The organism is Thalassospiraceae bacterium LMO-SO8 (assembly GCA_031655335.1).
Lineage (GTDB): Bacteria > Pseudomonadota > Alphaproteobacteria > Rhodospirillales > Casp-alpha2 > UBA1479.
In genome coordinates this window covers 2,174,677-2,194,942 of record CP134226.1, presented here as the reverse complement: position 1 = coordinate 2,194,942, position 20,266 = coordinate 2,174,677, and the positions used below count along the sequence as shown (strand labels likewise).

At 64.7% G+C, this 20,266-nt stretch carries 20 protein-coding genes; 14 read left to right on the top strand and 6 right to left on the bottom strand.

Annotated features, from left to right (window positions below; all coding sequences use genetic code 11):
* Window position 1: 1 nt before the first annotated feature.
* From purS to RJ527_10585, 3 genes are read left to right on the top strand one after another with little or no spacing between them, the layout of a single operon-like run.
* Window positions 2-247, top strand: coding sequence for a phosphoribosylformylglycinamidine synthase subunit PurS (purS, locus tag RJ527_10595; protein ID WND74493.1), 246 nt, complete (start codon window positions 2-4; stop codon window positions 245-247).
* Between the two features lie 9 nt (window positions 248-256).
* Entirely contained in the window at window positions 257-958 is a 702-nt protein-coding gene (gene purQ, locus RJ527_10590; protein WND74492.1) for a phosphoribosylformylglycinamidine synthase subunit PurQ, read from the top strand.
* A 49-nt stretch (window positions 959-1,007) separates the two neighbouring features.
* Window positions 1,008-2,453, top strand: a complete 1,446-nt coding sequence (locus RJ527_10585) for a TrkH family potassium uptake protein (protein ID WND74491.1) — start codon at window positions 1,008-1,010, stop codon at window positions 2,451-2,453.
* Here the strand turns inward: RJ527_10585 and RJ527_10580 are convergent.
* The 3 genes from RJ527_10580 to RJ527_10570 all read right to left on the bottom strand — a co-directional run bounded on the left by RJ527_10580 (window position 2,450) and on the right by RJ527_10570 (window position 5,328).
* Window positions 2,450-2,770: a PilZ domain-containing protein gene (locus RJ527_10580; GenBank protein ID WND74490.1), complete on the bottom strand. Its 321-nt coding sequence runs from the start codon at window positions 2,768-2,770 to the stop codon at window positions 2,450-2,452. The two genes, RJ527_10585 and RJ527_10580, sit on opposite strands and share 4 nt — an antisense overlap.
* An 85-nt stretch (window positions 2,771-2,855) precedes the next feature.
* Complete coding sequence (locus RJ527_10575) at window positions 2,856-4,271, bottom strand: MmgE/PrpD family protein (protein ID WND78049.1); 1,416 nt, start codon at window positions 4,269-4,271, stop codon at window positions 2,856-2,858.
* A gap of 31 nt (window positions 4,272-4,302) precedes the next feature.
* Complete coding sequence (locus tag RJ527_10570) at window positions 4,303-5,328, bottom strand: TauD/TfdA family dioxygenase (protein ID WND74489.1); 1,026 nt, start codon at window positions 5,326-5,328, stop codon at window positions 4,303-4,305.
* Between the two features lie 226 nt (window positions 5,329-5,554).
* Between RJ527_10570 and RJ527_10565 the strand changes: the two genes are divergently transcribed.
* The 7 genes from RJ527_10565 (at window position 5,555) to ahpF (ending at window position 12,535) form a co-directional block, all read left to right on the top strand.
* Window positions 5,555-6,343: a rhomboid family intramembrane serine protease gene (locus tag RJ527_10565; GenBank protein ID WND74488.1), complete on the top strand. Its 789-nt coding sequence runs from the start codon at window positions 5,555-5,557 to the stop codon at window positions 6,341-6,343.
* Window positions 6,344-6,436: 93 nt separating this feature from the next.
* Complete coding sequence (gene purL, locus RJ527_10560) at window positions 6,437-8,641, top strand: phosphoribosylformylglycinamidine synthase subunit PurL (GenBank protein WND74487.1); 2,205 nt, start codon at window positions 6,437-6,439, stop codon at window positions 8,639-8,641.
* 100 nt (window positions 8,642-8,741) lie between these two features.
* The gene (locus RJ527_10555; protein WND74486.1) at window positions 8,742-9,230 is read left to right on the top strand and encodes a hypothetical protein; all 489 of its coding nucleotides are present in this window, start codon (window positions 8,742-8,744) and stop codon (window positions 9,228-9,230) included.
* A gap of 139 nt (window positions 9,231-9,369) precedes the next feature.
* A complete protein-coding gene (locus RJ527_10550) occupies window positions 9,370-9,606 on the top strand; it encodes a BolA family transcriptional regulator (protein ID WND74485.1) in 237 nt (78 codons plus the stop codon).
* Between the two features lie 64 nt (window positions 9,607-9,670).
* A complete protein-coding gene (gene grxD, locus RJ527_10545; GenBank protein ID WND74484.1) occupies window positions 9,671-10,006 on the top strand; it encodes a Grx4 family monothiol glutaredoxin in 336 nt (111 codons plus the stop codon).
* A gap of 279 nt (window positions 10,007-10,285) precedes the next feature.
* A complete protein-coding gene (gene ahpC, locus RJ527_10540) occupies window positions 10,286-10,849 on the top strand; it encodes an alkyl hydroperoxide reductase subunit C (protein WND74483.1) in 564 nt (187 codons plus the stop codon).
* Window positions 10,850-10,948: 99 nt separating this feature from the next.
* Window positions 10,949-12,535: an alkyl hydroperoxide reductase subunit F gene (gene ahpF / locus RJ527_10535; protein WND74482.1), complete on the top strand. Its 1,587-nt coding sequence runs from the start codon at window positions 10,949-10,951 to the stop codon at window positions 12,533-12,535.
* A gap of 45 nt (window positions 12,536-12,580) precedes the next feature.
* Here the strand turns inward: ahpF and RJ527_10530 are convergent, their stop codons facing one another.
* Both RJ527_10530 and rpsD read right to left on the bottom strand, forming a co-directional pair.
* Entirely contained in the window at window positions 12,581-12,997 is a 417-nt protein-coding gene (locus tag RJ527_10530; protein WND74481.1) for an ester cyclase, read from the bottom strand.
* 99 nt (window positions 12,998-13,096) lie between these two features.
* Window positions 13,097-13,711, bottom strand: coding sequence for a 30S ribosomal protein S4 (gene rpsD, locus RJ527_10525; protein WND74480.1), 615 nt, complete (start codon window positions 13,709-13,711; stop codon window positions 13,097-13,099).
* Between the two features lie 389 nt (window positions 13,712-14,100).
* Here rpsD and RJ527_10520 point away from each other — a divergent pair, with 389 nt between their 5' ends.
* The 4 genes from RJ527_10520 to RJ527_10505 are packed head-to-tail and all read left to right on the top strand — an operon-like array spanning window position 14,101 to window position 18,536.
* A complete protein-coding gene (locus RJ527_10520) occupies window positions 14,101-15,192 on the top strand; it encodes an ABC transporter ATP-binding protein (GenBank protein WND78048.1) in 1,092 nt (363 codons plus the stop codon).
* 34 nt (window positions 15,193-15,226) lie between these two features.
* Complete coding sequence (locus tag RJ527_10515; protein ID WND74479.1) at window positions 15,227-16,318, top strand: ABC transporter substrate-binding protein; 1,092 nt, start codon at window positions 15,227-15,229, stop codon at window positions 16,316-16,318.
* A gap of 22 nt (window positions 16,319-16,340) precedes the next feature.
* Entirely contained in the window at window positions 16,341-17,618 is a 1,278-nt protein-coding gene (locus RJ527_10510) for an ABC transporter permease (protein WND74478.1), read from the top strand.
* A gap of 9 nt (window positions 17,619-17,627) precedes the next feature.
* Window positions 17,628-18,536: an ABC transporter permease gene (locus tag RJ527_10505; GenBank protein WND74477.1), complete on the top strand. Its 909-nt coding sequence runs from the start codon at window positions 17,628-17,630 to the stop codon at window positions 18,534-18,536.
* Between the two features lie 4 nt (window positions 18,537-18,540).
* On the opposite strand, the gene RJ527_10500 is transcribed toward RJ527_10505, so the two are convergent.
* Window positions 18,541-20,253: a Na/Pi cotransporter family protein gene (locus RJ527_10500; protein WND74476.1), complete on the bottom strand. Its 1,713-nt coding sequence runs from the start codon at window positions 20,251-20,253 to the stop codon at window positions 18,541-18,543.
* Window positions 20,254-20,266: the final 13 nt, after the last annotated feature.

The following is a 20,266-nucleotide window of genomic DNA, read 5'->3' as shown; positions in this document are numbered from 1 at the left end:
GATGAAAGCACGCGTCCACGTTACCCTGAAATCCGGCGTTCTCGATCCGCAAGGCAAGGCGGTCCAGCATTCGCTGGCCGGGCTCGGCTTCGCCGGCGTCAACGACGTGCGCCAGGGCAAGTACATCGAACTGGAACTGGCCGAAACCGATCCCAAGAAGGCCAAGGCATCCGTGGAGGCCATGTGCCAGAAGCTGCTGGCCAACACGGTGATCGAGAACTTTTCCGTCGATATCGCCGAAGGCTGATCCCCCGCCATGCCGACCAACACGAAAGCCGCCGTCATCGTCTTTCCCGGCTCCAACTGCGACCGCGACATGAAGGTCGCGCTGGAAGCGGTGACGGGAACGGACGTCATCATGCATTGGCACCGCGACACCGAACTGCCCGACGTCGACCTGATCGCCGTGCCGGGCGGGTTCAGCTATGGCGATTATCTGCGCTCCGGTGCGATGGCCGCCAATTCGCCGGTCATGCGCACGGTGGTGGAGCGCGCCAACAAGGGTGTGCCCGTGCTGGGCGTGTGCAACGGCTTTCAGGTGCTGACCGAGGCCGGCCTGCTGCCGGGGGCCCTGATGCGCAACGCGGGCCTGAAATTCGTGTGCAAGGACGTGTGGCTCAAGGTCGAGAACACGGACACGCCGTTCACCGGCGCCTATTCGGCAGATCAGGTGATCCGCATCCCCGTCGCCCATCACGACGGCAACTATTTCGCCGACGACGCGACCCTGGACCGTCTTGAGGGCGAAGGCCGCGTCGCCTTCCGCTACTGCGACCCCAAGGGCAAGGTTGCGGACGAGGCCAATCCCAACGGCAGCCGCAACAACATCGCCGGCATCGTCAACGAGGCCGGCAATGTGCTGGGCATGATGCCGCACCCCGAACGCCTTGCCGAAGCCGCGCTTGGCGGCACCGACGGCAAACCCCTGTTCGACGGGCTGGTCGCCGCCCTGCACTAGGCCGCACCTGCCCGGCCGTTTCCGCCGACCCTTAAAGGAGGGTCACGAGATGCTGAACATTCGGCCCGTCGTGCACCTTCTGGGGCTGCTGTCCTGCTTTGTCGCGGTGCTTCTTTGCATCCCGGCCCTGACCGATGCCATCTACCACGACCAGGATTGGAAACCGTTCATCACGGCGGCCCTGGTCACCGGCTTCATCGGCTTCGCCCTGGCCATCGCCGCCTGGCCCAAGGACGGCATCAAGCTGAATCTGCGCCAGGCGTTTCTGGTCACGGCCCTGGGCTGGGTCACGGTCGCCGCCATCGCGGCGATCCCGTTCCTGGGCTTGGGCATCAGCCTGACCGACGCGGTGTTCGAATCCATGTCCGGCATCACCACCACCGGCTCCACCATCCTGACCGGCCTGGATCACCTGCCGCCGGGCATCCTTTTGTGGCGGGCGATCCTGCAATGGCTGGGCGGCATCGGGATCATCGCCATGGCGATCCTCATGCTGCCGCTGATGCGGGTCGGCGGCATGCAGCTGTTCAAGATCGAAAGTTCGGACACGGGCGAGAAGTTCAGCGCCAGCGCGTTCCAGATGGTCATCTACCTGATGGCCTTCTACACGCTGCTGACGGTGCTTTGCGCCCTGCTTTATTTCATCTTCGGCATGTCCCTGTTCGACGCCGTGACCCATGCCATGGCGACGGTATCGACGGGCGGCTATTCGACCCACGACGCGTCCTTCGGGTTTTTCAAGAACCCGGCCCTGCACTGGGTCGCCACGGCGTTCATGGCCGCCGGCGCCATTCCGTTCTACCTGTACATCAAGGCCGCGCGCGGAAGCCCGGGCCAAATATTCTCCGATGAACAGGTGTGCGGCTTCATCACCCTTTTGGTCGTCGTCAGCCTCGGCCTGGCCGGCTGGATGACCTGGGAGCGCGGCATTTCGTTTCCCGAAGCCCTGACCCTGACGGCGTTCAACGTGACCTCGGTGGTGACCACCACGGGCTTCGCCACCGACGACTACACGACCTGGGGTCCCGGCGGGGTCGGGGTGTTCCTGGCCCTCATGTACATCGGCGGCTGTTCGGGGTCGACCTCGGGCGCGATCAAGATCTACCGCCACCAGATCCTCTACAAACTGGTGCGCGCCCATGTGAAGCGCCTGTTCAGCCCCAACCGGGTGATCCAGCTGACCTATAACGGGGCCCCCGTGCCGGACGACGTGCCCTATTCCATCCTCGCCTTCCTGGCCGTGTTCGTGGCGACCATCGCCGTGTTCACGGTGGCGCTGTCGTTCCTGGAACTGGATATCCTGACGGCCTATTCGGCGACGGTGACCGCGATCACCAACGTCGGCCCGGGCCTGGGCCCGATCATCGGCCCGTCCGGCACGTTCGAACCCCTGCCCGACGCGGCGAAATGGATTCTGACGCTGGCCATGCTGGCCGGGCGGCTTGAGGTGCTGGCCCTGCTTGTCATGTTCGACCGGGATTTCTGGCGCTACTAAGCCGCGTCGAAGGCTTCCTGAATTTCCGCCCGCAGCATTTCCTGCCGCTCGCCGTCGATCCGGAATTCGATGGCAACCCCCTTGCCCGTCAGGCGCGAGACGACGCCGGGCAATTCACCCAGCCCGTCAATGCGAAGATCGACCGCGTCGCCCGCGGCAAAGGCATGCTGGGTCCGGCCAAGAATATCGGAAAATTCGACCTGCGCCCCCTGCCGGGAAATGTCCCGCAGAAGCCCCGTTCTCGTCTCCGCCTTGGAGGATACGAAGATAAGCTCGCTGATATCGAACCGGCGCGCGGCGCGGCGTTCTTCAGGCATGGTCAGGACCTCCACCTTAAGGGTTGATCCCCCTGAACGGGTCGATTCTACACCAACCCGCCCCGCGCCGCCACCGCGCGGCTGTTTACGCCGTCAACAGATTCATCAGCGGGCGGATGTCCTCGGCGGTGTCCAGGCCGGCTACGAAGTCCTTCACCTTCGCCGCCTTGGCCTCGCCCAGCACCGGAATCGCAAGCGCATCGTACTTGCGGTCCAGGTCCGCCGCCGAAACGGGGTTTTCCGGGCTGCCGCGGCGGTTGCGCTCGGTATGGGACAACTCCCGCCCGTCCGTGGTGCGCACCGTGACCCGCGCCATGTGGCGCGCACCCGGACCCTCGGCCTCGATCGCGGGATCGACCTCGGCGTCGATGCGGTCGATGAACCTGAGCACCTCGGGCGCCTTGATGCGGTCCTCGGTGAACTGGGCGGTGAAGGCCTCGCCGTCCAGGGCGATCATGGCGAGCCCGTAATACAGGTTCATCTGCGCCGCCGTGATGCCCTGGGCCTTGTAGGGCCAGGCGCAATGGACATAGGTCGGATGGCTGACATATGCCGTGATGCGGGCGATGTCGCCGGCGGCCAGATCGTTGTCCGTCATCACGGTGCGGAGCGCGTCGAGGGCGCCGTGAATGCTGGTCACCATGGCATGGGGCTTGAACCCCGTGCGCAGGACTTCCCATTGCATGTCCTGGCCGGGCAGCAGACCCTGCACGGCGCGGTCCACGTTGATCTTGCCGGCGAAGGCGGCGAGGAAGCCGCCGTATTCGGCCTCGACCATGTCGGAGATACCGGTGAAGCCCTTGGCCGCCAACTCCGCCCCCCGGACCCCGGCCTCGGCCGCACGGCCGGAATGCAGGCGTTTGACCATGGCCCCTTCCTGAGCCGCCATCAGCCCGGCGCCGAGCGATCCGGCGATGCCCAGCGCGTTGGCCATGCCGGCGGCGTCCAGGCCCATCATGCGCGCCGCCGTGGCGGCGGCGACCAGCGGGCCGACGGTGCCCTGGGGGTGGAACCCCCGCAACAGAAGGTCGGTCCCGGCGGCGGCCCCGACGCGGCAGGCGACCTCGTATCCCGCCGCCATGGCGGTCAGCACCAGCGCCCCCGGCACCCCGGCGCGGCGCGTGCCCAGCAGGCGCTCGCCCATGTTGAGCGCCACCGGCACGGCGATGGAATTGGGATGGGTGATGGCGTCGCGGTGGATGTCGTCCATCTCAAACGCATGGCCCGCCGTGGCGTTGACCAGCACGGCGTTGGCCACGGGCACCATGCGCAGCATGCCGATCAGGGACGCCTCGGGCGTGCCGCCGTCGGCGTCGACCAGGTCGGCGACCATGCGCGTCCACGGCAGGGTGGCGCCGTGCAGGCAGCAGGCCAATCCGTCGAGCACCGCCAGCTTCAGATGTTCGACGACATCTCCCGGCAGGTCCTCGAACGTCAATCCGGCGGCGAAATCCGCCAGAACCGCGGTCGCCCCCGGCACCGCCTTGTCGGCGTCCTTCATCACGTCTCCATCCTTCATTGGGTGCGCGCCCTTATTGCTGGGCGGCGACGCCGCCCCGCGGGCCGGTGTTGAGCAGGTTCAGCATTTCCGGCGCCACCGGACGGCCTTCGGGGGTGATCATCCAGATGCGCAGCATCAGGCGTTTCTGGTCAGCCTCGGCGTGATCCACGAATTCCTGGCGGGAATGCAGCGTCGTGCGGTTGTTGAGGATCTGAAAATCCCCCGGCTCCAGCATCATGTCCAGGCGCAGATCGGGACGGATCGACAGTTCGCGGAAATAATCGATGGCTTCCTGCTGCAACGGCGTCAGGGGATGGCCCGATTTTTCGGCGCCCAGTTCAAGCTGACGCTTGTTGTAGCGGCAGGCCAGCGCACCCTCGTAATAGGCGAACACGGGGATGCGCTGCTGGGTGACTTCCGTCATGTTGCCGGTCTTGGACGCCAGATCGACGTGGAAGCCGCCGCACAGGGGATCGATCAGATCCGGGCGGGTCTTGAGGATTTCGTTGTAGATGGCCGTGGCCGAGACCACGGAGCTTTCGCCCCCCGTCTTGGCCCGGCGCACGCACATCAGGCCGACCACGTCGCAGCTGTCCGTATGGGGCGGCAGATCCAACGAGGTGCGGTAGAAACGCACGCCGGACAGGTAAGGGTCCTTGCCGTCGAACTTGTCGCCGTGATCCATGACCTGGCCGATCAAGTCACCCTGCTTGTTCTGGACGATGCCGATGCCCAGGTACTGACCGATCCCCCACAGGATCATCTTCAGGTCGTCCAGTTCATAGCGCTGGGGATCGAGCCCCCGGATCACCTGGAACCCCCGGCCGTACTGGATTTCGTCGGACACCTCGTCCAGCACCGGACCCAGGGCCGGCAGGGGAAAATCCTCGCGCGCGAAGCCAAGGGTCCCACCCGCCGCCTTGACCACCGCCAGGGCCGCGTTCAGTTCGGCGATCTGGTCCACGGTCAGCGTCAGGGTCCATGCCGCCGCATCGGGATAATCCGTTCCGCGCCAGGCGGAGGCGTCGGTCACGGGCGTGCGCAGGATCTCGGTCATGGATGCGTGTCTCCTTGTTTTCCGCCGCGCATGAGGATCGTCGAGGCCGGACGGCCCCGGGCGGCTTGGCGGCACATTGTATACAATCTGACGCCCCTCAGGGACAACAGATTTACGCGTCGGCCGTTACCAGACCCGCGCATGCTGGCCGGGACGCCCGGCTTTGGCCATAATCGGCACGTACCGATGGGGGCTCGACGTCCCCGCCCGAGGAGACCGCCATTCCATGCTGCTGCCGATATCCGATTCCAACCCCCGGCACCGCATTTCCTTCCAATACGTGACCGTGGCCCTGATCGTCGCCTGCGTCGCCGTGTTCCTGTGGCAGGCGAGCCTGGACCCGCGCCGCGCCCAGGAAGCGGTCTATGCGCTGGGCACCATCCCCGCCGTGGTGTTCGGCGAACGGACCCTGTCGCCGGAGTTGTCCTGGATACCGGCGGAAATGACCCTGCTGACCTCGATGTTCATGCACGGCGGCTGGATGCACCTGATCGGCAACATGCTTTATCTCTGGATTCTCGGCGACAACGTCGAGGACTGCATGGGCCATGTCCGTTTTCTGATTTTCTATCTGGTCTGCGGCCTGGCCGCCGTGGGGACCCATATGTTGATCGACACCGGATCGACCGTGCCGCTGGTCGGCGCGTCGGGGGCCATATCCGGGGTCATGGGGGCCTATTTGCTGTTGCATCCGACCGCGCGGATCAACGTGCTGATCTGGATTCTCATCTTCGTGCGCGTCGTGCCCGTGCCGGCGGGGATCGCCCTGGCCGCCTGGATCGGCCTGCAATTCGTCAACGCCGCGGCCACCCCCGGCACGGGCGGCGGCGTCGCCTTCTGGGCGCATATCGGCGGGGCTGTCGCCGGCATGATCCTGGTCCCCTTCTTCAAACGCCGTGACGTGCCGCTTCTGGCCGGTGTCGGGGGCAGGCCCCTGCCCGCCGCGGCCGTGGACGGCCCGAGAATCCGCCTGCGCCGCCCCGGAACACCACCCGCCCGGCGGCCCTGGCGCTAGGCGGGCCCCATTAATCACGGAATTCCCCGCCGCAAGCCCCCTCCGGGCCGATAAAACATTGCCAAACGCCGGGGATTTGCTAAGAAGTCCGCCATGAACGCTCCCCAGAATTCCCCGGAAATCACGCCTGAAATCGTCGCCGAGCACGGCCTGAGCCCTGCCGAGTACGAAAAGGTTCTGGAAATCCTCGGCCGCGCGCCGAACCTGACGGAACTGGGCATCTTTTCCGTCATGTGGTCGGAGCATTGCTCCTACAAATCCTCGAAAAAATGGCTGAAAACCCTGCCGACCGAGGGCAAGCGCGTGATCTGCGGGCCCGGCGAGAACGCGGGCGTAATCGACATCGGCGACGGCCAGGCCGCCATCTTCAAGATGGAAAGCCACAACCACCCCAGTTTCATCGAACCCTATCAGGGGGCGGCGACCGGCGTGGGCGGCATCTTGCGCGACGTGTTCACCATGGGGGCCCGGCCCGTGGCCAACCTGAACGCGTTGCGCTTCGGATCACCCGATCATCCCAAGACCCGCCATCTGGTGGCGGGCGTGGTCGCCGGGGTCGGCGGCTACGGCAACTGCGTCGGCGTGCCGACCGTGGGCGGGGAATGCGAATTCCACCCGGGCTACAACGGCAACATCCTGGTCAACGCCATGACCGTGGGCGTCGCCGACCAGGACAAGATTTTCTATTCCGCCGCCACGGGCATCGGCAATCCGATCATCTATGTGGGATCGAAGACCGGGCGCGACGGCATCCACGGCGCGACCATGGCATCGGCCGAATTCACGGACGATTCGGACGAAAAGCGCCCGACCGTGCAGGTTGGCGACCCATTCACCGAGAAGCTGTTGATCGAGGCCTGTCTGGAACTGATGGCCACGGACATGATCGTCGCCATTCAGGACATGGGCGCCGCGGGGCTGACCTCCAGCAGCTTCGAGATGGCGTCCAAGGGCGGCACCGGGGTCGAACTGGACCTGGATCAGGTGCCGCAGCGCGAAGACGGCATGACGGCCTATGAAATGATGCTGTCGGAAAGCCAGGAACGCATGCTGCTGGTGCTGAAGCCCGGGCGCGAGGACGACGCCCGCAAGATTTTCGACAAGTGGGAACTGGATTTCGCCGTGGTCGGCAAGCTGACCGACACGGGGCACATGGTGCTGCGCCACAAGGGCGAGATCGTCGCCGACCTGCCGATCGACCCGCTGGCGCTGGCCAGCCCCGAATACGACCGGCCCTGGGTGCCGACGCCGAAACAGGCGGAAATCACCCCGGCGGACCTGACGAAGGACGTGCCCCCCCTGGACGCGCTGAAAACCCTGATGGGCTGTCCGCATCTGGCATCCAAGCGCTGGATCTGGGAACAGTACGACCACATGGTCATGGGCGACACCATCGGAAGACCGGGTGGCGACGCCGGGGTCGTGCGCGTGCACGGCACCAAGAAGGCATTGGCCATGACGTCCGACTGCACACCGCGTTATTGCCTGGCCGATCCGGTCGAGGGCGGGCGGCAAGCCGTGGCCGAAGCCTGGCGCAACCTGGTCGCCGTCGGCGCCAAGCCCATCGCCATCACCGACAACATGAACTTCGGCAACCCGGAACGCCCGGAAATCATGGGCCAGTTCGTCGGCTGCATCGAAGGCATCCGCGAGGCCTGCGTGGCGCTCGACTTCCCGGTCGTGTCCGGCAACGTGTCGCTGTACAACGAAACCAACGGCACCGGTATCCCGCCGACCCCCACCATCGGCGGCGTCGGCCTGTTGCAGGACGCGGCCAAGCGGGTTGGCACCGCCCTTCCGGGCGAAGGACAGGCCCTGGTTCTGATCGGCGCGACCAAGGGTCACCTCGGCCAATCCCTTTATCTTCGCGAGATCGAGGGCCGCGAGGCCGGATCACCGCCCCCGGTCAACCTGGGGGTGGAGCGGCGCACCGGCGATTTCGTGCGCTCGCTGATCGAAGGGGGCCAGATCACCGCCTGCCACGACCTGTCCGACGGCGGGCTGCTGGTGGCGCTCACGGAAATGGCGCTGGCCGGCGGCCTGGGCGCCAGCATGACCCTGCCCGACGGCGTTAATGCGACCGCCTTCCTGTTCGGCGAGGATCAGGCGCGCTATCTGGTCACCACCGGCGACGCGGCACAACTCGCTGCCGCCGCCCATGACACGGGCGTGCCGGCGCTGGTTCTCGGCACCTGCGGCGGCGACCATATCGACGTGGACGGCCACGGCCGGGTCGCCCTGGGTGACCTCAGGGATATCCACGAAACCTGGATGCCGGCCTACATGGCCGCTCCGTAAGCCTCGCCCCCTTTCAGGCGGCCCTAGAATTAATTCTGGGAAATACCAGTATTGCTTGCTAATAGCGTTATCTGGCTTTGCTCTTTGGGGGACTTTCAAAATGCGCGTGATCCATCGTTTGGCTGCCGTCCTGGCGGCCGGAACCGTCCTGTCTGCCTGCTCCACCGTCACCACCGGCACGACCCAGACCGTGACCGTCGACACGCCGTTGATGAGCGGGGCGAAATGCTCGCTGACCGATATGGAAAAGCGGACCTATCACGTCGTTTCCACGCCTGCGTCGCTGGTCGTCGAAAAAGGCGACGGGCCGATGACCGTCGTCTGCGAAAAGGACGGTTACGAGAAAACGAACACCCTGATCGACGAGGAGTTTGCCGGAGCGACCCTCGGGAACATCCTGATCGGCGGCGGCATCGGCCTGCTGATCGACGCGGCGTCCGGGGCGGCCCAACGCTATCCGGACAAGCTTGTCGTTTGGATGAAGCCGATCACCTTCGGGTCCTCCGATGATGAGAAGAAGTGGCAGGAAGCCAAGCTTGACTGGGAAAAAGCCGAGGCCGCGCGGAAAGCACCACCCGAACCCCAATAACCAATCCGAACGAAGGCCGGGCCGGGCGGCCGGTCATTCATAATCTTCTTGTACGGCAACATCGATCCCGACTGTTGACCTTGCGCCCGTGGCGCGCCATATCTTCACCCAATGGATTGCTGAATTTGGGGACCTAACCATGGCCATGGCCGCCGGCGACATCGAAACGCTTATCCGGGAAGGAATTCCCGGCGCGGAGGTGACCATCGAGGACCTGCGCGGCGACGGGGACCATTACCTCGCCGTCGTGGTGTCCGAGGCCTTTCGGGGCAAATCCCGCGTTCAGCAGCACCAGATGGTCTATCAGGCGCTTCAGGGCCGCATGGGCAACGAACTGCACGCCCTGGCCCTGCAGACATCGGCCCCGGCCGGCTGACCCAAGGCCGTCTCAGGCGATTCGCCCGGAAATTTTGCCCCGGGCCCAACGAAAGGACACACAGATGAGCGAGAATCCCGTTTTCGCCCAGATTAAGCAGGAAGTGGACGACAACGACGTGGTGCTGTTCATGAAGGGCACGCCCATGTTCCCGCAGTGCGGTTTTTCCGCCGCCGTGGTGCAGGCGCTGTCGACCATCGGCGTCAAGTTCAAGGGCATCAACGTCCTGGATGACATGGAAATTCGCGAGGGCATCAAGGCCTACACCAACTGGCCGACCATCCCCCAGCTTTACGTGAAGGGCGAATTCGTCGGCGGCTGCGACATCATCCGGGAAATGTACGAAACCGGCGAGCTGAAGCAGCTTCTCGACGAAAAAGGCATTGAAAACGCCGCTTGAATTTCGTCTTATTTGTCCGGGTTTAATCACCCCATAAAAATGAGGCCCCCGAGTTTCCAGGGAGGGCTTGAGGGAAGGGCCGCCGTTTGGCGGTCCTTTTCGTTGGGGTTTCCGTTCGCGGCTCTCGCGGCCCGCCCACCTGAAAATCGTCACTTTATCCTTATGAATTTAAATTAATCGTATTTATCGATTTAATTTAATTAGTAAATTCATTTTAATAGTCATTCGCAATTGGCTATCTAGGGGGTGTACCCAACAACACCAACCAACGGAGCCGATATGTCTCTCATCAACACCGAAATGAAGCCGTTCAAGGCCGAAGCCTTCAAGGACGGCAAGTTCGCCACCGTCACCGACGCCGACGTGAAAGGCAAATGGGCCGTCTTCTTCTTCTATCCGGCCGACTTCACCTTCGTTTGCCCGACCGAACTCGAGGATCTGGCCGACAATTACGCCGAATTCCAGAAGATGGGCGTCGAGATCTATTCGGTTTCCACCGATACCCATTTCTCGCACAAAGCCTGGCACGATTCCTCGCCCGCCATCGGCAAGATCGCCTTCCCGATGATCGGCGACCCGACCGGCACGATCACCCGCAACTTCGAGGTGATGCGCGAAGGCCAGGGCCTCGCCGACCGCGGCACCTTCGTGGTCGACCCGGACGGCGTGATCCAGATCGTCGAGGTGACCTCCGAAGGCGTCGGCCGTAACGCGACCGAGCTTCTGCGCAAGGTCAAGGCCGCTCAGTACGTGCGGGCCCACCCGGACGAAGTCTGCCCGGCCAAATGGGAAGAAGGCGCCGAAACCCTGGCCCCGTCCCTGCAGCTGGTCGGCAAGATCTAAACCCCGACCCCGGCAAGCGGACGCGCCCCCTTCCCCTCCCCCGGGGGCGCGTCCCTTCCGCCTCTCCCCAGAATTGACCCAAGAACGAAAGACAGGACCATGTTGGACGACACCCTGAAGACCCAGCTGAAAGGCTATCTGGAAAACCTGCGCGCGCCGATCGAACTGGTCGCCGCGCTGGACAACGGCAAGGCCTCCGAAGACATGGCGGCCCTGCTCGCGGACATTTCCGAGCTGTCGGACAAGGTGTCCTGGCGCCTGGCCGAGGATACGGCCGGAGAGCGCGTGCCGTCCTTCACGATCCTGCGGGACGGCACCGAGACGGGCGTGCGGTTCGCCGGCATCCCGCTGGGTCACGAATTCACCTCCCTGGTCCTGGCCCTGCTGCATTCGGGCGGACATCCGCCCAAGATCGCCCCGGACGTCCTGGACCAGGTCAAGGGCCTGAAGGGCGAATTCCGCTTCGAAACCTATTTCTCCCTGTCCTGCCAGAACTGCCCCGACGTGGTGCAGGCGCTCAACATCATGGCCGTGTTCAATCCGAACGTCAGCCATGTCGCCATCGACGGCGGCCTGTTCCAGGACGAGGTCGAGGCACGCAAGGTCATGGCCGTGCCCTCGGTCTACCTGAACGGCGAGCCCTTCGCCCAGGGCCGCATGGAACTGGAACAGATCCTGGCCAAGATCGACACGGGTGCCGCCGACCGTGCCGCCGAAACCATCGGCGCCAAGGCCCCCTTCGACATGCTGATCGTCGGCGGCGGCCCCGCGGGGGCGGCGGCCGCGGTCTATGCCGCGCGCAAGGGCATCCGCACGGGCGTGGCCTCCGAACGGTTCGGCGGCCAGGTGCTGGACACCATGGCGATCGAGAATTTCATCTCCGTGCCCCACACCGAAGGCCCCGCCCTGGCGGCCTCCTTGGAAGCCCATGTGCGGGATTACGACGTCGACATCATGAACCTGCAGCGCGCGACGGCGCTGACCCCCGCCGCACAGCCGGGTGGCCTGCATCGGATCACCCTGGAAAACGGCGCCACGCTGGACGCCCGGTCCATCGTGCTGAGCCCGGGAGCGCGCTGGCGGCAGATGAACGTGCCCGGCGAGGACGAATACCGCAACCATGGCGTCGCCTACTGCCCGCACTGCGACGGCCCCCTGTTCAAGGGCAAGCGCGTGGCGGTGATCGGCGGCGGCAACTCGGGCGTCGAGGCGGCAATCGACCTGGCCGGCATCGTCGCCCATGTCACCCTGATCGAATTCGACAAGCAGCTGCGCGCGGACGAGGTCCTGCAACGCAAACTGCGCAGTCTGGCCAACGTCACCGTCATCACCCAGGCCCTGACCACGGAAGTCCTGGGCGACGGCGGCAAGGTCACCGGCCTGACCTATCAGGACCGGGCGACCGAGCAGACGCACAGGGTCGAGCTGGAAGGCATCTTCGTGCAGATCGGCCTGGTTCCCAACACGGAATGGCTGAAGGGCGCCTTGGAGTTGAGCCCGCGCGGCGAGATCGAGGTCAATCAGCGGGGCGAGACCTCCGTCCCCGGCGTCTTCGCCGCCGGCGACGCCACGACCACGCCGCACAAGCAGATCATCATCGCCATGGGCGAAGGGGCGAAATCAGCCCTGTCGGCCTTCGATTACCTGATCCGCCAGGCGCCCGCCGAAAACGCGGCCGCAGCCTGACCCAATGGCCCGCCGCCCCCTGCTCCGGGGCGGCGGCGCCCACGGTCACGCCCAGGCGCTTTCCGTCAGGCCCAATTGACGCTTCAGGCCGTCAATATCACCCAGCACCCAGAGGCTCTGAATTTGGCCCTCCGATATCTCGAAGAACGCGGCACCCATCCAGTGCAGCGTTTTTCCCGTGGCCGGCACCCCGAAGAAGTCGTCCTGATGGACGCCTTCAAAGTACATCTGGGCGGCGATACGCCCCCCTGCCGCCACCATGTCGCGGATGGTGCAGGTATAGCCGCCGAGCGCTTTGTGAACGCCTTTGTTGTAATCAATGAAGCCCTCGACGCCCTGACGTTCATCGTCGAGGGAGCCGCGGAATTTAAAGTCCTTGGCGATGATGCGCCGTGCCTGATCGTAATCCCGGCGGTTCCATACATCGGCATAGAAACTTTCGACGATTTCCGTCGGTGTCATGGCTGATCTCTCCGTCCCGTTCCCCGGACAACAAAAAAGGGGCACCCGATGGTGCCCCTTTTCCGGCGCGGAGAAAACCGCGCCAATTCGTAAATTCCCTTAGCGGGAATAGAATTCGATGACCAGGTTCGGTTCCATCTGAACCGGATAGGGAACGTCGGCCAGCTTGGGCGTGCGCAGGAAGGTACCGGCCAATTTCTTGTGGTTCACTTCCATGTAGTCGGGCACGTCGCGCTCGGACGATTCTATGGCCAGCAGCACCAGGGGCATTTCCCGGGACTTGTCCTTGACCTCGATAAGGTCGCCTTCGCTGACCTGATAGGAGGAGATGTTGACCTTCTTGCCGTTCACCTTCACGTGGCCGTGGTTGATGAACTGACGGGCGGCGAACACGGTCGGCACGAACTTCATGCGGTAGACGACGGCGTCCAGGCGGCGCTCCAGCAGGCCGATCAGGTTTTCCGAGGTGTCACCCTTGCGGCGCGAGGCTTCGGCGTAATACTTGCGGAACTTCTTTTCCGAGATGTTGCCGTAGTAGCCCTTCAGCTTCTGTTTGGCCATCAGCTGGGTGCCGAAGTCGGACGGCTTCTTGCGCCGCTGACCGTGCTGGCCGGGGCCGTATTCGCGGGTGTTGACGGGGCTTTTCGGGCGACCCCAAAGGTTTTCGCCCAGGCGGCGGTTGATCTTGTACTTCGAGGCAAGACGCTTCGACATGACTTCTCAGTCCTTTTTGCTTTGCCGGCGGCCGGTTTTTATCGCCGCGGCGGTCTACGTTGTCCCGGTAGGCCTTGATCCCTCCCTGGCCCTTGCGGGCGTCAGGAGGGGGCGGGATGGGCCCGATATGCAGCGACATCCACGTTCCCGGAAAGGAAGCGCGGGAGTATAGGCATTACGCCCCCTTTGTCAACGCATGCGGCGGATTTCCGCGCCCCGTGCCGGTTTTCTCCCGGCGGGCGGTTGCGGGGCCCGGCCCGGTCCTCTACCCTGGCCGGAATCACGGCACATCTAAAGGTTTTGACCGCGGAAACAGACCGTACGGATCGGTATTGAACATTCAACGCAGCAGCGAACCCACAGGAACAGACGCCCCCGCCACCGGCGGCATGGGCGCCAGTGTCCGCTTCGAGAGCGTGCAGAAGAGCTATGACGGCGAAACCCTGGTCATCAAGGACCTGAACCTGGATATCGCCCGGGGCGAATTCCTGACCATGCTGGGGCCGTCGGGATCGGGCAAGACCACCTCGCTGATGATGCTGGCCGGGTTCGAGCCGGCGACCCACGGTGAGATATTCCTCAACGACAACCCCATCAACGCCGTGCCGCCCCACAAGCGGGGCATCGGCATGGTGTTCCAGAACTATGCCCTGTTCCCGCATATGACCGTGGCGGAAAACCTCGCCTTTCCGCTCAGCGTGCGCAAAATGCCCAAGGCCGAGATCGCGGCCAAGGTCGCCCGCGCGCTGGAGATGGTCGAACTGCCCGATTTCGGCGGCCGCCGCCCGGCGCAGTTGTCCGGCGGCCAGCAGCAGCGCGTCGCGGTCGCCCGCGCGCTCGTGTTCGAGCCGGACCTGATCCTGATGGACGAACCCCTGGGCGCCCTGGACAAGCAACTGCGCGAGCAGATGCAGTACGAAATCAAGCATATCCACGACAACCTGGGCGTCACCGTGGTCTACGTCACCCACGATCAGGGGGAAGCCCTGACCATGGCCGACCGCATCTGCGTGTTCGACCGGGGCGTGGTGCAGCAGTTGTCGACGCCGGACGAGCTGTATGAAAAGCCCGCCAATTCCTTCGTCGCCCAGTTCATCGGCGAGAATAACCGCCTGTCCGGCCGTATTGCGGACATCCAGGGCGGCGAATGCCGCGTCGATCTGGACGGCGGCGGCAGCGTCACGGCGCTGGCCGTCAATGTCGGCGGCGCGGGGGAAAGAGCAACCCTGTCGATCCGCCCCGAACGGGTGGCACTGGTCGGCCCCACGGACGACGGCTTGCCCAACCGCCTGACCGGCCGCGTCGAGGAATTGATCTATCTGGGCGACCATATCCGCGTGCGCATGACCGTGGCCGGCAACGACGCCTTCGTGGTCAAGCTGCGCAATGACGGGGAACGCCCATCGGTCAAGATGGGCGATACCGTCACCGTCGGCTGGCAGGCCGCCGACTGCCGCGCGCTCGACCCCGTCGATATCTGAAATGAATAGCTTGGTTAAAGCAGGAGAATCGAAGATGACCGCCATGAAACCGATTGCCGCCGCCGCCCTTGCCGCGGGGCTGATGCTGTCCGGCGTGCCCGCGAATGCCGGCGAGATTACCGTCGTGTCCTGGGGCGGCGCCTATACCAAAAGCCAGGTCGAGGCCTATCACAAGCCCTGGATGGCCAAGACCGGGCACAAGATCAAATCCGTCGACGCCCCGAACCCGGCCGCCCCCATCAAGGCCCAGGTCAAGGCGGGCAACGTGTCCATCGACGTCGCCGACGTGGAATATTCCGACGCCGTGCGCTACTGCGACGAAGGGTTGCTGGAAACCATCGACCCGGCGGTCCTGCCGCCGGCCCCCGACGGCACGCCCGCGACCGAGGACTTCATCGAAGGTGCCTTGACCGACTGCGCCGTCGCCAACATCGTATGGTCGACCGTGTTCGCCTATGACGCCGCCAAGTTCAAGGGGGCCGAGCCCAAGACCATCGCCGACCTGTTCGACGTCAAGAAATTCCCCGGCAAGCGCGGCCTGCGCAAGGGGGCCAAGCCGAACCTGGAAATGGCGTTGATGGCCGACGGCGTGCCGGCGGCCGACGTTTATAAGATGCTGACCACGGACGCGGGTGTCGCCCGCGCGTTCAAGAAACTGGACACCATCAAGAAACACGTCGTGTGGTGGGAAGCAGGCGCCCAGCCGCCGCAGCTTCTGGCCGACGGCGAAGTTTCCATGACCACCGCCTACAACGGCCGCATCTTCAATGCCGCCATCGGCGAGGACAAACCCTTCAAGATCGTCTGGGACGGCCAAGTGTTGGATTTCGACCTGTTCGTCATCCCCAAGGGTGCCCCCAACAAGGACCTGGCCCTGGAATTCATCAAGTTCGCCACGGACACCCAGCGCCTGGCCGATCAGGCCAAGTACATCGCTTACGGCCCGGCGCGCAAATCGTCGGGCAAGCTGGTCGGCCTGTACCAGGACGGCAAGACCCCGATGGCCCCCCACATGCCGACGGCGGAAGCCAACATGGGCAACGCGCTGGTCAACAATTTCGAATTCTGGGCCGACCGGGATTCCGAACTGAACGAACGGTTCAACGCCTGGATCTCGTCCAACTAGGCGCCGAAGGCTGGAACGGGCAATGACGACGGCAGCCGACACCGTGGCGGCGGGCGATCTTGGCCCGCTGACCACCGGCGACGGCACGCCGCTGAAGACCGCCCTGGCGCGGGCGACCCGGCGCGCGCGCCTGAAGGCGCTGTTTCTGGTCGCGCCCCTGCTGTTGTTCGTGATCGTGACCTTCGCCGTGCCGATCGGCCAGATGCTTTACCTCAGCATCTACAACCCCGTGTTTTCCGACAACATGCCGCGCCTGTCGTCCTGGCTGCGGGACCACGACGTTGCGCAGGTGCCGGGGGAAGACGCCTTCAAGGCCCTGGTCCTCGACCTGACGGAAGCGCGCGCCAACCGCACCCATGCCCAGGTCGGCACGCGCATCAATTACGAACGCACAGGCGCCACCAGCCTGTTCAAGTCGACGGCGCGGAAGATCAAGCGGATCAAGGGCCCGCCCTACAAGGACCAGCTTCTCGCCCTCAACGAAGAATGGGGCGACCTGCACCTGTGGACCGTGATGGCCCGCGCCGCCTCCCCGCATACCGCCGCCTTCTACGCCCAGGCCCTGGACCTTTCCTATGACGCCGAGGGAGATATCGTCCGCGCACCCGAAAACCGGCGCATCTATGGCCATTTGTTTCTGCGCACCCTGTTTCTCTCGGCGTTGATCGCGGGGCTCTGCCTGATCCTGGGCTATCCGGCGGCGCATCTTCTGGCCAGCCTGCCGCTCAAGTATTCCAACCTGCTGATGGTCCTGGTGCTGCTGCCGTTCTGGACATCGCTTCTGGTGCGCACGACGTCCTGGATCACGCTTTTGCAAAGCCAGGGGGTGCTGAACGACATGCTGGTCTCCCTCGGCGTTCTCGGCGACGACGGACGATTGCAGCTCATGTACAATCAATGGGGCACGGTCATCGCCATGACCCATATCATGCTGCCGTTCATGATCCTGCCGCTCTATTCCGTGATGAAGACCGTGCCCAAGGATTTCGTGCGCGCCGCACGCTCGCTGGGGGCCGGGCCGGTGACGGCATTCCTTCGCGTCTACCTGCCGCAGACCGTGCCGGGCATCGGCGCGGGCGTCCTGTTGGTGTTCATCATCAGCGTCGGCTACTACATCACCCCGGCCCTGGTCGGCGGCTCGTCCGGCCAGCTGATTTCCAATCAGATCGCCTTTCACATGCTGCAAAGCCTCAACTGGGGCCTGGCGGCGGCGCTGGGGGCATTGCTGCTGGGCGGCGTGATTTTGCTGTACTGGCTGTATGACCGGCTGGTCGGCGTCGACAACATGAAGTTGGGTTAGGAAACGGTCATGGCGATGCCCCCGCACGCGACGACGTTCGAACGCATCTGGCGCCGCCTGTATCTGGCGTTCTGCGCCGGGGTGTTCCTGTTCCTGATCGCGCCCATCATCGTCATCGTGCCGCTGTCGTTCAACGCCGAGCCCTATTTCACCTTCACCCGTGACATGCTGGCGCTCGACCCCGACGGGTTCTCCCTGCGCTGGTACGACCGGCTGCTGACCTATGGCATGACCGCGCCCGACGCGGTACGCGACGGCGCATGGTGGGCGGATGCCTGGGCCAATTCGCAGTGGATTCACGCGGCCAAGAATTCCTTCATCATCGGCATTTCCTCGACCCTGATCGCGACGGGGCTGGGCACGCTCGCGGCGCTCGGCCTGTCACGCCCGGAAATGCCGTTTCGCCGCGCCGTCATGGCGCTGCTGATCTCGCCGATGATCGTGCCCATGATCATCTCGGCGACGGGGCTGTTCTTCTTCTATTCAAAGGCCGGGCTGGCCCATACCTACGTCGGCATCGTGCTGGCCCATGCCATGCTGGGCATCCCGTTCGTCATCATCACCGTGACGGCGACGCTCGCCGGCTTCGACCGCTCGCTGATCCATGCGGCGGCCAGCCTGGGGGCCTCGCCCGTGACGACCTTCCGCAAGGTGATCCTGCCCTTGATCCTGCCCGGGGTGATTTCAGGGGCGCTGTTCGCCTTCGTCACCTCGTTCGACGAGGTGGTCGTGGTCCTGTTCGTCGCGTCCTACGACCAGCAGACGATCCCGTTACAGATGTGGAACGGCATCCGTGAACAGATATCGCCAACCATCCTGGCGGCGGCGACGATCCTGATCCTGTTTTCGATTGCCTTGCTGACGACGCTGGAACTGCTGCGCCGGCGCACGGAACGCCTGCGCGGGCTGTCCGGCTAGACGGTCAGCCGTCTTCGCGCCTGGGCTGGACCCCCAGGGGCAGGGCCGTGTCCCTGTCCCGGCTCTGCTTTTCCGCCGCGTCCTCGATCAGGCGGCTTTCCGTGAGTGCCCCCATGCGTTCCAGGATCGGATAGGCGACCGAGGTCAGGTGGCTGTTGACCCGCTTCAGGTCGCGCAGCACGTCCAGATGCAGGGCGCTGGAATCGAGGGTGTCCGGGCGCCGTTCGCCCATGCGGCGGAAATGATTTTCCACATAGCGGCGTTCCAGATCGCGGATTTCCGTCTTCTCGTGCAGCAACCGGCGGGCCGCGTCCTCGTCGGCCGACACGAACACGTGCAGCGCCAGATCCAGGTTCTGCATGATGCGGTTGTGGAAGGCTTCCAACTCCCGGTAGCCTTCGTCGGAAAAGTTGATGTGGCCCTTGATCTTCTTGCCCGCCAGTTCCATCAGGTTCTTGTCGATAATGTCGCCAACATGTTCCAGGTTGGTGGTGAAGCTGAGAATTTCGATGCTGCGCTGGCTTTCCGCCTTGTCCATTTCCTCTTCGGTCAGCCGGGTCAGGTAAAGCTTGATCGCCTCGTGCAGGCGGTCGACCACGTCGTCCTGGGCTTCCACCGTCTTGCGCAGGGTCGCATCGTTGGTGCGCAGCACGTCGCGCGTGGCGGACAGCATGGATTTCACGGCGTCGCCCATGCGCAGGGCCTCTCGCGCCGCCCCGGTCAGCGCGACGGAGGGCGTGTCGAGCGCCCCTTCGTCCAGGTATCGGGGACTGCCGGGATCGTCGGTCGCCGGGCGGTCGGGGGCGATGCGCCGGGCAGCCCAGTCGACCAGGGCAAGGGCCGGCAGAAACACCACGACCAGGGCCAGATTGAAGCCCGTGTGGAAATTGGCGAGCAGCCGCGCGGGCGTGTCGCCCAGCACCGCCAGATAGGGTTGCAGATAAGGCACGAAGGGCAGCACGGCGAACACGCCGACCATGCGCATCAAAAGATTGCCGAGCGGCACCCGGCGCACGGCCGGCAGGGACTTGGCCGTCAGTCCGACGGCGGCCAAGGCGCCGCCCAGGTTGGCGCCCAGCACCATGGTCATGGCCAATTGCACGTTCAGCACCTGCATGCCGGCCAGCGACAGGATCAACAGCACCACGGCGACCGAGGAATGGGACGCCCAGGTCAGGGCGGCCGCGAACACCACGGCCAGCAGCGGCTCGCTGGTCAGGGGATGAACCAGGACGGCCATGGCCTCGCTCTCGCGGAACGGCAGGGAGCCCATGGCGATCAGGCGCAGGGACAGCAGCATCAGGCCGAGCCCGAGAAGGGCGCGGGCGATGGCGCGGCGGCGGCTTGCCTCCGTCGACAGGAACAGGAACACGCCGGCGGAAATCAACACCGGGGACAGCCACTGCAGGTCAAGCGACAGGGCCTGCACGATCATGGTCGAACCGACGTCCGCGCCCAGCATGATGGCGAGCGCGGCAACACCGCCCAACAGCCCCTGCCCGGCGAAGGACGAGACGATCAACGCCGTCGCGGTCGAGCTTTGCAGGATGGTGGTGACGCCGAAACCGGCGGCCAGCCCCGTCACCCGGTTACGCGATGACGCCGCCAACGCATGGCGCAGATCGGCGCCGAAGGACCGGGTGATCCCCGTGCGCACCATGCGGATGCCCCACAACAGAAGGGCGACGCCGCCGACGATGTTGATGATGGTTTCCACGTGCTGTCGCGCT

What these genes read in the sequence shown, in the direction of transcription:
- RJ527_10520 (WND78048.1), top strand. Translation starts at nt 14,101, where the DNA reads ATGGGCGCCAGTGTCCGCTTCGAGAGCGTGCAGAAGAGCTATGACGGC.
- RJ527_10580 (WND74490.1), bottom strand. Translation starts at nt 2,770, where the DNA reads ATGCCTGAAGAACGCCGCGCCGCGCGCCGGTTCGATATCAGCGAGCTT.
- grxD (WND74484.1), top strand. Translation starts at nt 9,671, where the DNA reads ATGAGCGAGAATCCCGTTTTCGCCCAGATTAAGCAGGAAGTGGACGAC.
- RJ527_10570 (WND74489.1), bottom strand. Translation starts at nt 5,328, where the DNA reads ATGACCGAGATCCTGCGCACGCCCGTGACCGACGCCTCCGCCTGGCGC.
- RJ527_10550 (WND74485.1), top strand. Translation starts at nt 9,370, where the DNA reads ATGGCCATGGCCGCCGGCGACATCGAAACGCTTATCCGGGAAGGAATT.
- RJ527_10510 (WND74478.1), top strand. Translation starts at nt 16,341, where the DNA reads ATGACGACGGCAGCCGACACCGTGGCGGCGGGCGATCTTGGCCCGCTG.
- RJ527_10575 (WND78049.1), bottom strand. Translation starts at nt 4,271, where the DNA reads ATGAAGGACGCCGACAAGGCGGTGCCGGGGGCGACCGCGGTTCTGGCG.
- ahpF (WND74482.1), top strand. Translation starts at nt 10,949, where the DNA reads ATGTTGGACGACACCCTGAAGACCCAGCTGAAAGGCTATCTGGAAAAC.
- RJ527_10585 (WND74491.1), top strand. Translation starts at nt 1,008, where the DNA reads ATGCTGAACATTCGGCCCGTCGTGCACCTTCTGGGGCTGCTGTCCTGC.
- purQ (WND74492.1), top strand. Translation starts at nt 257, where the DNA reads ATGCCGACCAACACGAAAGCCGCCGTCATCGTCTTTCCCGGCTCCAAC.
- rpsD (WND74480.1), bottom strand. Translation starts at nt 13,711, where the DNA reads ATGTCGAAGCGTCTTGCCTCGAAGTACAAGATCAACCGCCGCCTGGGC.
- RJ527_10515 (WND74479.1), top strand. Translation starts at nt 15,227, where the DNA reads ATGACCGCCATGAAACCGATTGCCGCCGCCGCCCTTGCCGCGGGGCTG.
- RJ527_10530 (WND74481.1), bottom strand. Translation starts at nt 12,997, where the DNA reads ATGACACCGACGGAAATCGTCGAAAGTTTCTATGCCGATGTATGGAAC.
- purL (WND74487.1), top strand. Translation starts at nt 6,437, where the DNA reads ATGAACGCTCCCCAGAATTCCCCGGAAATCACGCCTGAAATCGTCGCC.
- purS (WND74493.1), top strand. Translation starts at nt 2, where the DNA reads ATGAAAGCACGCGTCCACGTTACCCTGAAATCCGGCGTTCTCGATCCG.
- RJ527_10505 (WND74477.1), top strand. Translation starts at nt 17,628, where the DNA reads ATGGCGATGCCCCCGCACGCGACGACGTTCGAACGCATCTGGCGCCGC.
- RJ527_10555 (WND74486.1), top strand. Translation starts at nt 8,742, where the DNA reads ATGCGCGTGATCCATCGTTTGGCTGCCGTCCTGGCGGCCGGAACCGTC.
- RJ527_10565 (WND74488.1), top strand. Translation starts at nt 5,555, where the DNA reads ATGCTGCTGCCGATATCCGATTCCAACCCCCGGCACCGCATTTCCTTC.
- ahpC (WND74483.1), top strand. Translation starts at nt 10,286, where the DNA reads ATGTCTCTCATCAACACCGAAATGAAGCCGTTCAAGGCCGAAGCCTTC.